The following is an 18414-nucleotide window of genomic DNA, read 5'->3' on the forward strand; positions in this document are numbered from 1 at the left end:
ATGCGTAAATAATTTCCCAACTTGTTTCTTTCCCACAAGCTCTTGGAGATTATTTATGTACCGTATTCCTTCTATTATTGCGCAACATTTGTCATATGACTTTCTAACAACAGATTCCCCTTTTAAAGATATTTCACTGTCATTGACCCAAAAACGCTATGGTATTGTAGGTGATAATGGCGTTGGTAAAACCACGTTATTAAAAATCTTAGCTAAGGCTCTAAAACCTGAGCAAGGCTCTCTTGAAATACAAGGCTCAGTTGAATATTGCCCGCAAGTTAATTCTTATAATAATAGAAGTAGCGTTGCAGAGTTACTTGGTATTCATAACAAGCTTAAAGCTTTGGACCGCATTGCTCAAGGTTATTTCTTGGAAAATGATTATGATTTAATTGGCAGTGATTGGGATATCAAAACCCGAGCACAGCAAATTTTAATCGACTTAGGCTTAGAAGCAATTGGTTTTGAACGTACAATAACATCATTAAGCGGTGGTCAGAAAACGAAATGTTGGTTAGCAAGGGCTATGCTTAGTGATACAGATTTTATTCTACTAGACGAACCAACTAACAATCTAGACACTGAAACTAAAGACTACTTTTTTAATTGGTTACAAAAAACAAAACAAGGCATTATCATTGCAAGTCATGATAGGCAGTTACTTAACTATGTAGATGAAATTATTGAATTAACTTCAATCGGCATTAAACACTTTGGCGGTAACTACACATTTTATCAAGAACAAAAAATTATTGAACAACAAACTATTCAACAGCAATTTATGGCTGCAAAAAAACAACTTAAAAACACTGAACATACCATTCAAGAAACACGAGAAAAACATGAGCGGCGACGAAAAAAAGGGCAAGCACTTAGAAAAGCCGGTAAAATTGATAAATTAGCTGCTAATGCCAAACAAGGACGCAGTGAGAAAACGCAGTCTAAAAATAAAATTCAGGCTGCACATAGCATGCAAAAGGCTCAAGATAAGGTACAGGCTATAAAGTCACGCATTGAAATAAAAGAGAAAATCAATGCCAACTTAGATGCAACTATATTACCAGCCAATAAAATAATTATTAATATAGAAGAACTAACTTTTGGCTTTAACAAGCAAAAGCCTTTATTCATTAACTTTAACTTAACTTTATTAGGCAAAGATCGCCTAGCAATTACAGGGAAAAATGGCGCTGGCAAATCTACATTAATTAAAATTATTCTAGGTCATCTAAAACCGCAGGAAGGTAAAATATATCGTGGCTTTTCTGTAGCGTGTTATTTAGATCAAAACCTTAACTATCTTGATGAAAGTTTAACCTTAGTTGAGAACTTATGTTTAAAAAATCCTTCTTTCTCTCTTCAAGAAGCCTATGCACGATTAGCAGCATTTAACTTCCGTAATAAACTGGCAATGAAAAGAGCAAGCGAATTAAGTGGTGGCGAATACATGCGAGCTGGACTTGCTATCTCGCTAGCTGCAGAGAAACAACCACAACTTCTTATTTTAGACGAACCAACAAATCATCTTGATATTCGTAGTATAGAAGCAATAGAAGAAATGATTTGTGCTTATCAGGGGACATTAATAGTTGTTTCACATGATCAAAACTTTCTAACCAATATTGGTATCACCAATTCCATTCATTTAAGTTGAGCCTATGACGCCATGACCTTTCTTTACAAAATTGAAATTTAATTTTACCATGCAGAAATAAAATTATTTAATTAAAATGCTGTTTAGCAAATTACAGCTCTAATTCTTATATAAATGGCCGCAATGGAGAGAAAATGATACTAAAACTCATGTATGGCATTCAGCAATTTCAAGGGAAAACCTTTAAAAAATTAGAAGAAGTATTTACTCAGCTTAGTCAAGGTCAAAATCCAGATACACTTTTTATTACTTGTTCTGATTCGCGTATTGATCCTAATGCTATTACTCGGTCTAAACCAGGTGATCTCTTCATTCAACGTAATGTAGGAAACATTGTTCCACCTTATGGTGTTGCTAGTAGTGAAGCAGCTGCTATTGAGTATGCGGTCGAAGCACTTAAAGTTAAAGAAATTATTATTTGTGGTCATTCTCAATGCGGTGCTATGAAAGGCCTACTCACACCAAACCTAGAAACGACCCTGCCAGCAGTTGCCACTTGGCTAACCCATGCTCGCCCTGTCCTTGATAAGATAGAAAAGCAATTTGATGTTGGCAATACAGAGAGTGATCCTTATTTAAAATTAAAAGCTACTATTGAATATAATATTTTAACGCAAATTGAGCACTTAAAGTCTTATCCCGCTGTTATGAAAAGGCTAAACCAACAAGAAATCACAATTCATGGATGGTATTATGAAATTAAAACAGGAGAGATTTTCATTTATGAACCTAACCAAAAACAATTTCTGCCCTTAGAAGACGCTTTTAGTACAGCCTTTGAAGAAAAAATCACAACACTCACCGAAAATATTGCAATGCAATATTTACAATCACAAGCACAACCAAAAACAGCAACTGATTACTCAAAATCAATACATCTTTTTAATCAACTTTATTCCAGTATTAAACCTATTTGGCCAGCAATTAGAGACAAGCTTGTTGAAGCAATTTGGCCAGAATTAAAATTTATGTTTTCTGATAAAAATGATGCAACATTTATAGAACTTATTAATAATACTGTTAACCATAAACTTAAAAATTTAGATTCTTTACGCAAAGAAATTATGGGGTCAGCAGGTTATCAAGACTATTGCCATCAACAATTACTTAGCTCCAGTTTTTTTATAATAAACTCAGCAAAAAGTCCTATACCAGTTTCCAAGAATACAGTACTTTCTGATAATAACTTAAGTAGCCCTAACTCACTGCCCTAAATTTAAAAGTAACTGTTCTGCCTTATTTATCGAACAGCCATAGCGAAATGGTTACCTTAAGGATCGAATGAATTATTATATTTGATTTGATAATATTAAGTCGTCAGTATTTAATCGCAGCAATAAAATAAAAGATGCAGGTTGTGCAAGAGCTCTAATGATTTCCAATTAAAGTGATAGGTAGAAAAATTGATGAAAATAGCTGTATGTAGTGATGAACTTTATCCTGTAAATGACTTTGTGGTTGAGGAGTTAAAACGTTTAGGTCATGAAGTTGTTTTATTTGGCGCAATTAAATCTCGTAAAAATGAGTCATGGATTCAAGTAGCTAGAGCAGCCTCTGATTGTATTAGACAGGGCATTTGTGAGGAAGGTATTTTCTTTTGCTGGACTGGTACTGGAATTTCTATTGCTGCTAATAAAATCCCCGGTATCCGAGCTGCTCTATGTACAGATGCTAAAACTGCATCTGGTGCTCGATTATGGAATGGAGCTAATGTATTAGCCTTATCTAACCGCCTTTTAACGCAAGATTTAGCAAAAGAAATATTGAGCGCTTGGTTTAATACTCCTATGGATGATACAAGTTTCAAAGCTATCGAGGCAATTCAAGTGCTAGAGAATGACTGTAGTTCTTAACTTACTTTGCTGGCTTTAACAATTTATTCTAATTTTTGGTTATCAGACTATGTGAGTATTTTTTGATGGTTTATCTTATAAGATGCGCCAAATACAGCTGTTCGGCGAATAAGGCAAAATGATTAAAAATCATTTTCTTTCCAGCGCTTAACTAGCCCAACATCAATATCAAATAAGTCGAGCACCCGCCCTATACTATGATTGATAATATCATCAATAGTTTGTGGTTGATTGTAGAAAGCAGGCGTTGGTGGTGCAACAATAGCACCCATCTGGGTTACTTTCTGCATATTTTCTATATGTCCTAGATGAAAAGGTGACTCACGAACCATTAATACCAATTTGCGCCGCTCTTTTAAAACTACGTCTGCAGCACGAGTTAATAAGTTAGAAGTTACACCACAGGCAACACTTGCTAAAGTGTGCATAGAACAAGGCGCAATAATCATTCCATTTGTTTTAAAGGAGCCACTTGCAATTGCCGCAGCAATATCCTCATTAGAATAATATTTATCTGCCAAGCGAATAAGTTCTTGTGCAGAAATAGCTACTTCATATCCGCGAGTTTGTTGTGCAGCTTTAGAAACAATCAAATGAGTCTCATAATCAGTTTTAGCTAAGATTTCTAAAAGACGGATACCATAAATTATTCCAGAAGCACCTGAAATACCAACAATCATTCTCTTAGTCATAAAATACTCTTCACTTTACTTTGACGTGGTTAACCATTTAGAAATTTGCTGCCATATATATGTAGGCTTAATTAGACCTTTATTGTACTGCATACTTTCAAACTTTATAAATATTAACCTTTAAAATAAGGTAAGCTTGTTTCCATAATCTCAACTGAAAATTCTAAATTTAAATTTTTGTTTCTTTGCTGGAAACATTTTTTCATTAATTCTATTAGCTTTTGCCCTACTTGCTCCTTTACGGAATCAGAGCGGCCTGCTAACATTTTTAATGTTAAATGTATCATTGCATTATCTATCTGCCCTGAGCCAATATAAAAATTATCATAACTAATGCAACGACTTTTACAGCTACTGAGTTTTGTGGGCAGCATTTTTTCTAATAACGAATGAGCTTTTGCGAAAAAAGTTATTACTTCCGGTCTAATATCAATATTATTGCTATATTCTAATACCAAATGAGGCATAATTATTCCCTTAGTTTAAATAATATATAAATTTAAGCTAACTAAAGCCAAAATAGTTTATTTTGACATGAAATTAAGCAAACAAAAAAATTTTAGATTAAAAAGATTACAATGTAGGATTATTTTTAGCTAACCATGACTCAATTTCAATAAGGGTGCGTTTGACAATTAAAATAAACTGCTCGAGTAATTTTGCTAGCTCCTCAGCTGTTGAACTATTTAAATTTTGTTCAAAAACATGACAGGCATGTTGCATTTGAGCAGCGCCACAACATAATGCGCCTCCTTTCATCTTATGAATAATTCTACTCATTAAGACGATATTTTCTTTATCCCAAGCTTGCTCTAATTCTTTTAAGTGATCTGGTGTTTCACTAAGCAGCATTTGTAATAACTCAGTTAATGCATTAATTGAGCCAATGGTATTAATGCCTTGTTCTACATCTATTAAAGGATATTGGGTTACTTCAGAAAATAAATTAGCTAAATCAGCTTGATTGGCGATATCATCTGTAGTTAAAACCTTATCTTTAACAAAGATAGCTAATAATTCATTGAGCGCAGCTAACCTAAATGGTTTAGTAATGACTTTATTCATGCCTGCTTTTAGTAACATTGCCTCAGTATTTGCTGGTGAATAAGCTGTTAATCCTATAATAGGTGTTGCTATTTTATTTTCTTCTTGTTCAATACGCCTGAAAATTTTTGTTAATTCATTGCCATAAATATCCGGTAAACCTATATCTAGCAAAATTAAATCAAATTTATATTCTCTAAAAAGCTCAATTGCTCTGGCACCATTTTGTGCAGATTGAAATTGACAATGAGCTTGCTTTAAAATTGTTTCCGCTGTCTTTAACGCAATAGCATTATCTTCAACGATAAGAATACAGGGCTTATCTCCATTCTTAAGCCATACAGAGGTATTTACTACAGTGGTAATGTATTGTGCTTCATCATTTTTTGTTAAATCATTTTTATTAGCCACCACTTGCACAGGAATAGTCACGCAAAAAGTAGTGCCTTGGCCAACATTACTTTCTACCGCAATGCGTCCTTTAAGGAGTTTGGTATATTTTTTAACAATATGTAAGCCTACACCGTATCCCGAATAAATACCTTGAGCAGATGGATTTGCTCTATAAAAGCGAGTAAAAATTTTCTGTTTATCTTCTGGCTTAATACCGATACCTGTATCTTTAATTAGAAATTCAAGGTTAGTTTTATTACCACTTTTATTTTCCAAACGTACAATAATTTCAATACATCCTTTATTGGTAAACTTTACGGCATTTCCAAGTAAATTTAATAAAATTCGGTGCAGTTTTATTTGATCAGTTTGAATAAACTTAGGAACTTCTTTTTCAATATTTATTTTTAAATCTAAGTTTTTGATTTTTATAGCTGGAAGCTCTAGATCACATATATATTGAATCAATTCATAAATATTAAATTTTGAGAGTTTAGTATCCGCTTCGATTGCACTTCCGGTGGCTACAATATCAAGGACACTATTAAGAAGTATTAATAATTGCTCAGAGCTAATATTAAGCATATGAGCATGTTCTCTATCTTCTGGCGTATGTGCTTCTTGTTCTAATAGAGAAGACATACCAATAATACCGCTTAGAGGTGTACGTATATCATGGCTCATATTACGAATAAATTCATCTTTAGCCCGATTAGCTGCTTCCGAATTTTTCTTCGCTTTCTTTAACTGTTCTTCTTGTTTTTTACGCTGTGTAATATCTGTATAAATACCTAAAATGCCTACAATTACCTTTTTATCATCATAAAAAGGGACTTTGCTTACTAATACAGTTCTTTTTTTGCCATTCGGTTGGATAAATGTTTCTTCATAATCTAACTTAGCCCTACCTGACTCAATGACCATTTTATCATCACGACGATATTTGACTGCAGCTTCAGCGGGTAAGAGATCAAAATCTGTTTTACCTATAATATCTTGCGGTTCAGAAAAACCTAATTTTTTAGCAAAAATTCTATTACAACCTTGAAAGACTAAATTGCAATCTTTCCAAAAAATTGCATGGGGTAAATGATTAATAAGATTTAATAATATATATTTATCCATTTATTTATTAATTCTTCCCTTAAGGGCGTATATCACACCCGTTTGGATTGTGCCCTGAAGACTCGGTTTGTTTCTTAATTACCATATTCTGCTCTAAAATTGAATTATTTTTATCTATTTTTGCAGCACTCGCTGTCAATGCTTCTGCTGGGGAAAAAAATCTACCTTTTCTGGGACTCTGTCGTTCTTCTCTTTTATTATCACCTGTAAAAGTTAAGATTTGTTTAATTAAGTTTTCTACTTTACTTTCTATAAAGCGATTTTTTGCCGCCTCACTTTTAAGATACTGAGCAAGATCTGTTATTTCACGGATTTGCTGCACAAATTCAACATGTAATAAGTGGTTTACTTCTTTAACAGTTTTTTTTGCATAAGTATCTGTCAATTCTAATTTAGCCTTGATTAAATTAACTATAAGCTTATCACTTAGCAGTAATTCCCTGTCCCTAACTAATATATCTACTGCTTTTCTTGCACCAACCACTCCGGCAGTCATTTTTGAGGCTTCCAATCTAGCGAAATTTCGGGCTATACGTTGTGCACCAACAGCCCTACGTGTATGAATAATACTATCTTGCGAATGAATATCTGCACTCGTATATTCTTTTTGTAAACCAGAAATATTTACAATACCCACATGAATTTTTATATCTTTTGCCTTTGTCCCTTGGAAAAGTGACTTAAATTCATCCGTAAAATACGAAGAACAATCATCAATAATTGCATTAGCTAAAGTTCTAGCCTCATCAGTTAATGGAATGCTTCTAGCAATAATTGCTTCGGCTAACTTTCTAACCTCATCAGTTAATGGAATACCTCTAGCAATAATTGCTTTGGCTAACTTTCTAGGCTCATCAGTTATTGGCGTGCTTCCATCAATAATTGCTTCAGCTAACTTTCTATTCTCATCATTTATTGTCATGCCCCCATCCAAAATTGCTTTGGCTAACTTTTTATCCTCATCAGTTATTGGAATACTTCTCAGGTTTTCAATTCTTTCCTTTAAGTGAGATGGCATTTCTATTCCAGTGGGATAGAAATCAATATTTGTATGGCGCTCACTAGTAAGAATAGCACGACCATCTCCTAAATTAGTAAAGGAAACAAAAGGACCAGTAGAAAAGAGACTAGTATTTAAATGCTGTAAACCTTCTGGTAAATTAACTTCGATACTTACTTTTACCCGGTTAACACCTTGAACATCATGACCACTACCTGCTCTAGAGTCAGCAGGCTTTATGCCTTTATCAAGAAAAGCCGCATTCTGCCAAGTACAATTTACAATTTGATCCGCTTCAAATCTGACAGGAGTTGTTTTCTTGCCCTTTGCGCCCTGATCTGCGCTCAAACTGGTATTTTCTGCACAAACATAATAACCAAAATCGTTAAATGTTAAACCTACATTAGTCACATACGTATTGGGTATAAAGGTAATATTTTTACTATTAAGGATTTCTTGTTGTAAATGCTTTTGTAACTTTGGAATATCAACTTGAACCTCAGCTGTTTGATAAGCCCTTGCTACAGCTGTTGTATCTACAATATCACCTTTTTCATCGCGATAAGGAATAGTGTTAGAGATAAAATTATATTTCTCTCGTTTAAGCCTTTTAATGAAGTCTTCAGGCTCACCAAATACTTTATTGTTGGGATCTTCTTTTATTTTGGCTTTATAAAATTTGATTAAAGCTCTTACAACTCTTTTTGATTTATTTAAAGAAACTTTTGATTTATCAGTAATATAATGGCGTCCCAGGCAGGGGTTGTCTTCACGCCCCTTTCCGGCAATAAAATCTGGGTATTTTTTAGCAAATTCAATGGCATTTTCTAAACACTTTAGTGCTGTTTCTAAATCCGCCAGATAGTGCATACCCGTATGTAATTTATTACATTCATTTTGAGTTGAGCATGTGGGCGGCAACACCTCGGGACCTGCTTCAATTAAAGCAATTCTAGGCTCTCTACCGTCGATTTTAATTTTACTAAGCTCTAATGCGGTATTTGTTCCTGCTATACCTGCGCCCATAATAATGATATCAAATTTACCATCATTACTGACCTCCAAGCCGTCATCCCTACGATAAATGACGTTGCTGTCATCTTTCTCCTGCATAATAAGCCCAAATATTGTTAGTAATGTCTAAAATTATAGCATTTTAATAAATTTTAAAACAGACATTTTGGCTTTTTAGATGTAAAAAAAATAATTATAACGTTTCCTACTCAGTTTCAGACACAACACAAGTTCGTTTTGCGAAGGAGTGTACCAACTGAGCCGAGCTTACTTGCAATATTGTATAAAGCTTAGGAGGAGACACTAAACATGGCATTTTAAGCTTTATAGAGAGCGATGATCCTTTTTGTATTAACCAATTTTAATGAGATAATGTTTAATATAGTCATTACAGCAAAATTTGCATTTTTAAGAGATTTACGGGTAATTAAGGAATTTTCTAATTCTTATTGATATAAAAATAAGTATAAAGTTTATTGGAGCTTCTTGATAAAAGACTCCAATATTAGACTTAGACCACACCGCAGCTAAACAATTCAGGCTCAGTTTTCTGCACATCATTCGCTTCTTTAAATAGAAGAAAATTACCTTTATCTACCTCAATTTTCTCTTCTGTGTTAACTACGCCTGCGCGAACCTTTAAAATTAAACTGTCTAAATTAGACATTTTAATTTTGATTTTTTCTTGCGTTTCTTTGTCTGCGTCCGGGTCATCTGAAAAGAAGCTCAATATCTTTTTTTGTTTTTTTGGACGATTTTCCAATAATTTAGTAGATAACTTACCTCTAACTTCCTGCAAATTTTGCTCAATCTTTACAAACAATTCTGCTTCATCTAATAAGAAATAAGAATAATTAAATAAAGGAAGACTATCTAAAAAACTACTATTTCTTACCTGAGCGCACTTGTAGCTAGCGAGCTTAAATTTTTCAATTATAGGAGCATTTTCTCCATGCGATTCTTCTTTTAATACTTTTAACTTATCAAGTAAAACTTGATGCATACGCTTAGCATCTAATAAAAAATGATTTAAAAATTTTTTATTTATTTCATATGTTACTTTCTTCTTTACTGAGCCAGTTTTTTCATATTCAAGACAAATTTTTCGAATAGAATCTAGTACACGATGATCATCTAAGGGTTTATTTTTATTTAATGCACCAATTGACCAAAGTAATAAGAATGAATAAGCCTCTATTCCTGATAAATAATCATATTCAATTTTAGCTTGGTATTCTCGAGGATTTTTTAAAGAAAGTAACAGCTTATTTAAAATGGGTTGTCGCCCTTCCAGTTGGGATTCATCAAAAACATAAATATGACGCATGCATGTTGAAAGAACGATAGGGTTTACCTCACGAATGAAGTCATCTAATGGGCTTTTCTCTCCTTTTTCTTTCTGAAAGTTATATAAATGTAATACTAATTTATTAAGATACATAGAGGCATACCCCCGAATCAATTAACTTGATTCAAACTACCAAAAAATGAACCACCGATAATGCTCTTATATAGATAACGTTTAAATACTAATGGAAAGCTATTTATCTCTCAAAATTTAAGCTGAGAGGTAAAAATAAAACAAAACTGATTAAATTATCAAGTAAAATTTTTTATAAGTAGAAATTAATTTATCTTCTAGATTGCATCCCATAAAACTGGGACAGATTGATAAGTTTTACCTTTAAAAAAATGGCGCTTGTAACCTATTAAATTTTCAATTTCTAAATCAGTAGCGCCTTTTTTTATTTGAAAACAAGTGGCCGGTGCACATTCAACAGCAATATTTTGATAATCTAAACTATAGTGGCCATGTACATGACCACAGATAATTAATTGCACTGGTGAGTTAATGAGCTTTTGCCAAAACTGGCTTTGATTTTTCAAACCATATTGATCCATTAAAGGTGTATTTATCTGTACTGGATGGTGATGCATAATAAGTGCAATTCTTCTTGTTTTCTCTAATTTTTCTATTTCCTCAGTAATTATTGAAAATTCTTCTTCATGCAGATAACCAACGCCTTGACCAGGAATAGCCGTATTTAAGAAAATAAAATGCCAGTATTTGCAAGCAAGTACCCGTTCATTTTGAAGAAGGGAAGAACTGGCAAAAATACTTTGCATTAAAGGTAAATCGTCATGATTGCCTGGAATCCAATAGACAGGTATTTTAAACTCTTTAAAAGCCATTAAGATACGCTGATAAGATTTTTGCGTTTCATCTTGAGATAAATCGCCGGTCAGAATAATTGCATCAGTATCATAAAGTTCATGCTGCTTAATATAATCTATTACCTGTTTAAACCGACTATTACTGTCAATACCAAACACTCTTTTATCATTTGAGGCAAATAAGTGTGGATCAGTAATTTGTAATAATTTTAAATTATCTTTGGTTAGAAAGCGGTTATCCATAGTGTAATTAGTGAAAAAGTGTTTTAAATGATGCTATTATAGGATTTTTATTGGGTTTATTAAATTATTACACCTAAATTCTTTTATTTATCAAGAACTAAAAAAATACGAACTATTTTCTCTTAAGTTTTTAGATAAAAATAATTATAAAAAGCACCCCAAAACGCATTAAATATGTTAAAATTTTCGCCCTTTTAATCAAAAAATAGATTATATGCGTTATTATTTTAATACTCCTGACCAAATTTCCGGTGATGAAGCTTACAATGAACTTAATTTTGCTGAGGCATTAATTCACTATAAACGTGCTCTGCAAACATTAAATCAATTGGCATCTCAACGAAATTTTAAAAGAAGTAATGATTATCGTTATGCCTTTACGTATGTTATTGGTGAAATCATTCAAACAAGTTGTGATGCTATTAAGGAAATTATAGAAGAGCAGGAAACTTTTAAGCTTGACTCTATTAAAGACTTATGGACAGAAATTCCTGGTCTAATTAATGAATTAGAAAGCGTTTTTAATGAGATGGGTGATACAGGTAAAGACAATATTAGAGAAAGAATAGCGTCTCATTATAAGTTATTAGCTGAAGTTTGTGACTCAATTAGTGAGGGACTAAGCGACGGATTAGACGATGAGTCATTAAACGAACGTGACGTATTATCTGCACTAAGCTGGCTAAATAAATCAATTACTTATCTTAAGCGAGCAAATTTACCTATCCAAACAGATTTACATTTAGGCTATTTAAATTTATTAGAAAAGGCATACAAATTTAGCTCTGATAAAAATTTTCTTCTACAGATAACGCAGTATATTATCAATAATAAATTACTCGACCTACCCTTTACATCAACGCAAACACTGGAAATGTTAAGCTATCAACTTTTGGTTGCTATTGAAAGTAATGATCCTAATAGTGCCAAACAATTAATTGAGAAATTTGAAGAAGTAAGTTTAAATTCTGACATAGATAAAGACAATTATATTATTGAAGACATTCAAAATCTGATTGATAAATTTACTGCTCAGCAAGAAAATAATTCTCTTAGGAAACGTAAACTCAAAAAACCCAATCAAACCCCTTTAGCTGATTTAGATAATGATTTAGATATCCTAATAACAAAACCTTCCAAGCGAGCAAAAAATGTTATTTTGGAAGATACCGATCTTGAAGATATTGGTGCTAATTTAGCGACTGGAAATATACCCACGCCTATGAATGTCCAACCTTCACAATCTGCATATCCAAAAGACTTACCAAATATCTCTCAAACGATTGATAGAACTTTCTTTGGCAAAAACACTAAACCTGCAAAAAAAGTCTCATTTAAAGAAAATGATTATTCTTATGTCAGTCCGTTTATAAAAATTCTTAATGAATTAAGTGAAAAATTTTCTAATCCTGAGTTTTTAGCTAATATTCTTTCTCTTATTGCAGATTTTTATTATGAAACAAAGTTGCCAATTAAAAATACCCCTCTATTAGCACGGGAACTTTATGAGAGCGTTTTACTTATAGTCCCTAATCATCCCGTAGCAAAAGCTAGGAAAAATATAAATCATGCGACAGTACATGATAATAATTATTATGGGAGCGAATCATCTATTGCTAACGAAAAAGATCCAAAAGCTATTTTTATAGGGGCTATTGAAGCTTTGACTATGCAAGTAGAAGTCTTCACAGCTGATAATATTGAAAAAATCAATGATATTTTAAATAGAAATGTCTCATTTGTTACCAATAGTATTGTTAGTAAAAATATAGCAGGACGAAAATCTGCTGAAATTGCTAAACAAATTCAAAGTCGCTACGATTATCTCTCAACTCATGAGCGTGCTGCGAAAGGTAGTCAAGTTCCTAGTGACCAACAAAATTCGGTTACTCTCAGATAATTTTTTCCAATGATGATTAGTGCTGCCGCTAATTAAAGGCAGCCTAATCTGTTTTGAAAAATAAAATTATATTAGCTATTATTCAACACTGCTCTTCCTAGATTATGCAAAAAATATATACGCATGATTATCCAGAAAATAATTAATAGTTACACCTAGAATCTCTAGTCGTACTTGTAACGCCTTTCTCTATCTGATATTTATCTTACTATTTATTGATGATTAATTAACTGAGTGACCAGGTGACTTTCAAACAAAACTGGGAAAAAACAGATCCTGCATTATATCCATCAGTAGAATTGATAAATAAAATGATCAGTAAAGCTTTCCCCACTAAAAAAATATATTCATACAAATTAATTTCTGGAGGATGCGCTAATTTAAACTATAAAGTTTATTTTAACTTAAATAGTAATCCTTATATTTTGCGCTTGTATCTACGTGATCCAGAAGCATCTTATCGCGAGCAACAGCTCAGTTTGCTTCTTAAAGCGAAATTACCTATTCCAGAAATCTATTTTATTGGTCATTATCAAGATTACCAATTTGCTTTTATAGAGTATCTACCTGGCATTACTTTGCGCGATTTACTATTAAGAAAACAAACCTTTAATGTAGAGCACCTTATGTTTACGCTTGGTACCATGGCCGCGCAAATTCATGCTCACATTTTTCCAAAGCCTGGCTTTTTCAATCGGCAATTACAAATAATACAAGCCCCTAAATCGAGCTATAGTGAATATGGTAAAGAATGCTTAGAAAATGAGCAGGTAATTTTAACTTTAGACTCAAAGCTTATAAGTAAAATAACGTTCTACTTAAATTACCTAGACTTATTTTTCCCTTCCGCTGATGAAAAATGTTTAGTTCATGGTGATTTTGATCCAGCCAATATTCTAGTAAGTGAAGAAAATAAGCAGTGGAAAATTTCAGGAATATTAGATTGGGAGTTTGCTTTTTCAGGTTCACGCCTCTTTGATATAGCTAATATGCTACGTTATGCACATTACATGCCGCCCTCTTTCCAAAGCTCATTTTTAAAGGGCTTATCATTAAGTTATACTTTACCAAAACATTGGCAAACATCTGTTAAACTATTAAATTTACTCTCATTATTAGATTGTTTAACAAGAAGTCGTCCTAATTACCGTAATCAACAAGCTGATATTTATCAGCTAATAACACATATTATTAACCAATTTGATAAAGAGTATGGTTTATGAATTTAGTTAAGGGAAACTTATACCCATTACTTAAATTGGCTCTCCCCTTAGCTGCCACCGGTTTAGTCCAAGCCGGCGTCTTTTTTTTTGAAACAATATTTTTAGCTCATTTAGGCCCAACAGTTTTAGCAGCTGGCGCATTAGTTAGTTGGCTAACTGGAACATTTGCAGTGATTATCTTCGGTGTATTAAGCTCTATTAATGTACTTATATCACATAAGTACGGTGCAAAAGATCATCAAGGAATTACTGAAGTCATCCGCGATGGGATTTGGTTAGCATTCATTTTGGTTATCCCCAGTATGTTTTTGTTTTGGAATATGGCCACAATTTTTCTATGGCTTGGCCAGAAGAAAGAGATAACCTTACTGGCAAGCTCATATCTACATGCGTTAACCTTTGGCATTTTACCTAATTTTATTGTCACGGCTTTACTTGAAATTATTATTGGATTAGGACAAACCAAACTTGTTTTTAAGTTAAGTTTAGTTTCAGTGTCCCTAACTATATTCTTTAGTTTTGCATTCATTTTTGGTAAATTTGGTTTTCCTACCTTGGGTATCGCTGGTGCAGGTTGGGGTTTCACTACGAGTAGTTGGCTTACCATGTTAATTTTGGTCAGCTATTTAATGATCAATCAAAAAAATAAGCCTTATTTTCAACATTTATTAACCTTCTCTAAGCCAATCTATTTGTTTGAACTCATTCGTGTCGGCGCCCCCATGGGATTTATGTATTGTATAGAAGTTGGCTTTTTCTTTGCATTAACCCTGATCATGGGTTTATTTAGTAGTCAAATGCTTGCTGCTAATCAAGTTGCTTTGCAATACTTAGGCGCTTTAATCAATATTATCTTTTCTTTAGCTCAAGCTATTACTGTACGAATGGGACATCTATTAGGTGCTGGCAAAAAGCAAGCAGCTGAGCATGTTGCCTATACAGGCGTTGTAATTTCATTTATTTTCATGTTTTTTGTTGCCCTGATTTATTGGCTATTTCCTACTTTCCTTATCAGTATTGATTTTAACTTGCAAGAAACACAAAATTTACCCATTATTAATTACGCTATAAAGTTTTTTAGTCTATGCGCTTTATTTCAAATCGTAGAAGCTGTAAGAATTTCTTTATTTGGCGCTTTGCGTAGTTTAAAGGATACTCATTTTACCTTATTAGTATCTATTATCAGTTTTTGGTTCATTGCACTACCTCTGGGTTATTTTTTAGCCACTTATTTTGCGATGGAAGGTATAGGTTTATGGTGGGGAATGATTATTGGTTCGATATTCAGCGTCGCCCTTCTATTTAAGCGGTTTAAGGCTAAAATGACTAATTATTATACTTACTCTATTTAATTAAATATTAAGGTGGTGAAATTGTTAATTGCTGTTCAGGAGTTAATGGTTTAGCTGGAGAACTACTGCAGCTTTTTATTTCTATTGTTTCATATCCAGTTAATAAACAGGTTATTTTAAAACCTTTAGGGTTATACAAATATAAGTTCAATTGATGCGGCACTTTTCCTTCAAGATTTACTATATAATTATCAGGATTTGGCGTTTTTTCTATTTGCTTAGCTACACATTTGGCTAATGCCACACCATCCGTTTTATTACCTTCATCATAACATTTCTTAATAATCAATACAGTTGCATCTACAAAATCATCAGCCGCTGCAATTTGAAAAGGTAAACTAACCAAAACTGAAAATAATATTATTTTAGTAAATTTCATTATGATTAATTTATTTTGTTGTTTAACACATTATAGATGATATTAGTCAAGTCTGGCTTGCATAGTTAAATTTAAAGAACTATGCAAGACAATATAAATGCTTTAAAAATTCTATAACTCAACATGATATTGCGACTTAGAATTTGATTCTGGACTAGAATCTTTTTGTTTGTCTGAAAACATAGAATGAGAATTAATCTGTTTCTCTTGGTTTAGTCCCATCTCTTTAAGTTGACTATTAAAAAGCTCTACTACTTCATTAGGCATAATTGTTTCAAGATGGCTAAAATCAAGACTAAGGGTTTCAACTTTAACATAATTCCACCATCCTGTAGAACTATCATATAGGTGACTTTCGTCATCTTGAAAGCGGATATAACGCCCTTTATTCCAGGGATCACAAATACGGGCTTTGCTATCTTCTTTTAAGTTATCGAGTAATTGTTTTACTTCCTCACCCGTAAATTCACCTTGCCCTATAGAAGTGCCTAGTGCAACAAATTTATGATCATAGGTTTTATCACGTAGATTTCTTAATGAAATTATCTGTATAGTAGGTACTCTATTTTTCTGTAAACCATTCTTTAACAACTGATAAGCTTTCGCTTCTGCTTGTTCATAGCAATTACCAATATTTACTTTCTGTAACTGTCTATAAAATTCATAGGCTGTTCTTAAAGGAATTAATTGAGACATTATTGTCTCAGAAATACTGTTTCTTTTGGCTTCCTTTATTTGATCTAATGAGCCAATAAAGGTATTCATTTCGTTTACCCATAATTGCAGTTCTCGATTAACTGCTATACGAACACTCATAGCGGCTTGAATTTGATCATGTGATAAGCTTGTTTGTTGCAGTGTTGTCATTTGTTCCTTACATTGTTTCGAACTAGGTTTTTTTAAACAGCTATATGGCATCCATTGCTGTTTTCCTTTATAAGTACCTAGACCTATTTGGGTATGTGGATTCTTATTCGCTGGGGCAACCGCCGTACTTTCACAGTAGGATTTAAGCCAGTCTAGATTTGGGTCATCTGTCTCGCTATTGTCTACCAATCCATTATTTTCTGAATTCAATGGTTGTGCTGCTACACTTCGTGCAAGCAATATCAAGAACAAATAAAATAAAGCGGTAAAATTAAATTTAGAAAAAATAATGACCATGAAATAGATGAGGAAGATTGAGTTTTACTCTGCTTTTCTTCATTTTTTAATTGAATATCTTTGTTTGGCTTATATTTATACAGTTAATTAAGTAAAAGTCAATTTTATCAAAAATTTAACACAGTGTAAATATTATGAACTAAAAATTTATTAAAAAAACTAAATTCACCACCAGACCTCTTTCTAAACTATCAGTGATTAAGACAAGGCCAGTTGAAAAAAGGACTGAAAAAACGCAGTGTACTTACCCCCCCCATAATGGGTTTTCATAATTAAAAGTTTTTTAAATCAGAGGTTATTAGCTCAATAAGTAGAAATGGTAGCTAACGCACGTTAATATCGCAATTTTCCCCGCAAAAGGATGTTGCAGTATGGATGTACGTCAGCTAGTGAGTATTTTTTGCGAAATTGATGATTTTTGCAAGGAATTAGATCAATATTCTCAACATTATTTTTTAACAGGCCCCTCCAAGGTAAAAGAGGACCAGCTTGCTGCTTAGCTCAGCGTGAAATAATGACCATTCTCGTGATGTTTCAAATGTCTAAGTATCGAGATTTTAAAAATTTCTATAATGGCTTACTTTGTGTGTACTATACGTCTTATTTCCCGTAACTTCCAACCTATGAGCGGTTCGTCCATTTAATGAAAAGGGCCATATTCCCGCTAACCTTATTTACCCAATTAAAAGAATGATAAGGGCGAATTGTTAGCCTTTAAGATTACTCATGGTAGCTGCGCCACGATAGCAAGGAGGCAGCCGCTTTACTCAAATCCCTACAGGGATTAGCTTTTGGTGAAGGTTATCTTGGTAAAAAATTATTCCAAGAGCTTTTTGAAAATGGATTAAAACTTATCACCAGAAAACGAAAAAATATGAAAGAACCTGGCTTATCAGCTTGTGAAAAACAATTATTAAATCAGCGTGAGATCATAGAAACGGTTATTGGACATTTAAAGCATTGCTATCAAGTTTGGCACACAAAACACCGCTCAATTATTAATGCTATGACTCACTTAGTTGCCGCTCTGCTGCTTATACTATTGAGCCATTAAAATTTTCTGCCTTAAATTGATTCCATATTGTCCTTAAAACCCATTATTGGGGTTACTTAAAGTACATGCGCATTCCATCTATATGGGGACAGGCCCCCATCTCCATGGGGACAAGCTTTGAAGACTTTTTTCGGCTGAGATTAGCTATC

The 18414-nt window shown here is 33.0% G+C and carries 16 protein-coding genes; 8 read left to right on the top strand and 8 right to left on the bottom strand.

The annotated features are described in order from the left end of the window. Positions 1–55 precede the first annotated feature (55 nt). The 3 genes from abc-f (at position 56) to E1P04_RS08060 (ending at position 3507) form a co-directional block, all read left to right on the top strand. Positions 56–1654: a ribosomal protection-like ABC-F family protein gene (abc-f, locus tag E1P04_RS08050; RefSeq protein WP_131782401.1), complete on the top strand. Its 1599-nt coding sequence runs from the start codon at positions 56–58 to the stop codon at positions 1652–1654. A gap of 134 nt (positions 1655–1788) precedes the next feature. Beyond that, positions 1789–2868 carry a carbonic anhydrase gene (locus E1P04_RS08055; RefSeq protein ID WP_207385998.1) on the top strand — a complete coding sequence of 360 codons (1080 nt, stop codon included), beginning with the start codon at positions 1789–1791 and terminating at the stop codon, positions 2866–2868. Positions 2869–3060: 192 nt separating this feature from the next. Then, positions 3061–3507 (top strand): RpiB/LacA/LacB family sugar-phosphate isomerase, encoded by a 447-nt coding sequence (locus E1P04_RS08060; protein WP_131782402.1) that lies wholly within the window; start codon positions 3061–3063, stop codon positions 3505–3507. 122 nt (positions 3508–3629) lie between these two features. On the opposite strand, the gene E1P04_RS08065 is transcribed toward E1P04_RS08060, so the two are convergent. From E1P04_RS08065 to E1P04_RS08090, 6 genes are all read right to left on the bottom strand, one after another. Further along, positions 3630–4199: a UbiX family flavin prenyltransferase gene (locus E1P04_RS08065; RefSeq protein ID WP_131782403.1), complete on the bottom strand. Its 570-nt coding sequence runs from the start codon at positions 4197–4199 to the stop codon at positions 3630–3632. A 113-nt stretch (positions 4200–4312) separates the two neighbouring features. Beyond that, the gene (locus E1P04_RS08070; RefSeq protein WP_131782404.1) at positions 4313–4666 is read right to left on the bottom strand and encodes a tautomerase family protein; all 354 of its coding nucleotides are present in this window, start codon (positions 4664–4666) and stop codon (positions 4313–4315) included. Between the two features lie 106 nt (positions 4667–4772). Beyond that, positions 4773–6761 (bottom strand): ATP-binding protein, encoded by a 1989-nt coding sequence (locus E1P04_RS08075; protein WP_131782405.1) that lies wholly within the window; start codon positions 6759–6761, stop codon positions 4773–4775. A gap of 19 nt (positions 6762–6780) precedes the next feature. Then, the gene (locus E1P04_RS08080; RefSeq protein ID WP_131782406.1) at positions 6781–8874 is read right to left on the bottom strand and encodes an FAD-dependent oxidoreductase; all 2094 of its coding nucleotides are present in this window, start codon (positions 8872–8874) and stop codon (positions 6781–6783) included. Positions 8875–9286: 412 nt separating this feature from the next. Continuing rightward, positions 9287–10216 (bottom strand): hypothetical protein, encoded by a 930-nt coding sequence (locus E1P04_RS08085; RefSeq protein WP_131782407.1) that lies wholly within the window; start codon positions 10214–10216, stop codon positions 9287–9289. Positions 10217–10413: 197 nt separating this feature from the next. After that, positions 10414–11193, bottom strand: a complete 780-nt coding sequence (locus E1P04_RS08090) for a metallophosphoesterase (RefSeq protein ID WP_131782408.1) — start codon at positions 11191–11193, stop codon at positions 10414–10416. Between the two features lie 214 nt (positions 11194–11407). On the opposite strand from E1P04_RS08090, the gene E1P04_RS08095 reads away from it, so the two are divergent. The 3 genes from E1P04_RS08095 (at position 11408) to E1P04_RS08105 (ending at position 15668) form a co-directional block, all read left to right on the top strand. Next, on the top strand, positions 11408–13093 hold the full coding sequence (locus E1P04_RS08095) for a hypothetical protein (RefSeq protein ID WP_131782409.1): 1686 nt from the start codon (positions 11408–11410) through the stop codon (positions 13091–13093). A 242-nt stretch (positions 13094–13335) separates the two neighbouring features. Then, a complete protein-coding gene (locus E1P04_RS08100) occupies positions 13336–14316 on the top strand; it encodes a phosphotransferase family protein (protein ID WP_165482711.1) in 981 nt (326 codons plus the stop codon). Further along, positions 14313–15668, top strand: coding sequence for an MATE family efflux transporter (locus E1P04_RS08105; RefSeq protein WP_131782411.1), 1356 nt, complete (start codon positions 14313–14315; stop codon positions 15666–15668). The genes E1P04_RS08100 and E1P04_RS08105 overlap by 4 nt, the downstream gene beginning before the upstream one ends. 7 nt (positions 15669–15675) lie before the next feature. Here E1P04_RS08105 and E1P04_RS08110 read toward each other — a convergent pair whose 3' ends face one another. Both E1P04_RS08110 and E1P04_RS08115 read right to left on the bottom strand, forming a co-directional pair. After that, on the bottom strand, positions 15676–16047 hold the full coding sequence (locus tag E1P04_RS08110) for a hypothetical protein (protein WP_131782412.1): 372 nt from the start codon (positions 16045–16047) through the stop codon (positions 15676–15678). A gap of 111 nt (positions 16048–16158) precedes the next feature. After that, positions 16159–17124, bottom strand: coding sequence for a hypothetical protein (locus E1P04_RS08115; RefSeq protein ID WP_165482712.1), 966 nt, complete (start codon positions 17122–17124; stop codon positions 16159–16161). 458 nt (positions 17125–17582) lie between these two features. Between E1P04_RS08115 and E1P04_RS18220 the strand changes: the two genes are divergently transcribed. Beyond that, entirely contained in the window at positions 17583–17711 is a 129-nt protein-coding gene (locus tag E1P04_RS18220; RefSeq protein ID WP_282433104.1) for a hypothetical protein, read from the top strand. Between the two features lie 233 nt (positions 17712–17944). After that, on the top strand, positions 17945–18265 hold the full coding sequence (locus E1P04_RS08120) for a transposase (RefSeq protein WP_131782414.1): 321 nt from the start codon (positions 17945–17947) through the stop codon (positions 18263–18265). Positions 18266–18414 lie beyond the last annotated feature (149 nt).

It is taken from the genome of Legionella gresilensis, assembly GCF_900639865.1.
Classification (GTDB): Bacteria; Pseudomonadota; Gammaproteobacteria; order Legionellales; family Legionellaceae; genus Legionella_C; species Legionella_C gresilensis.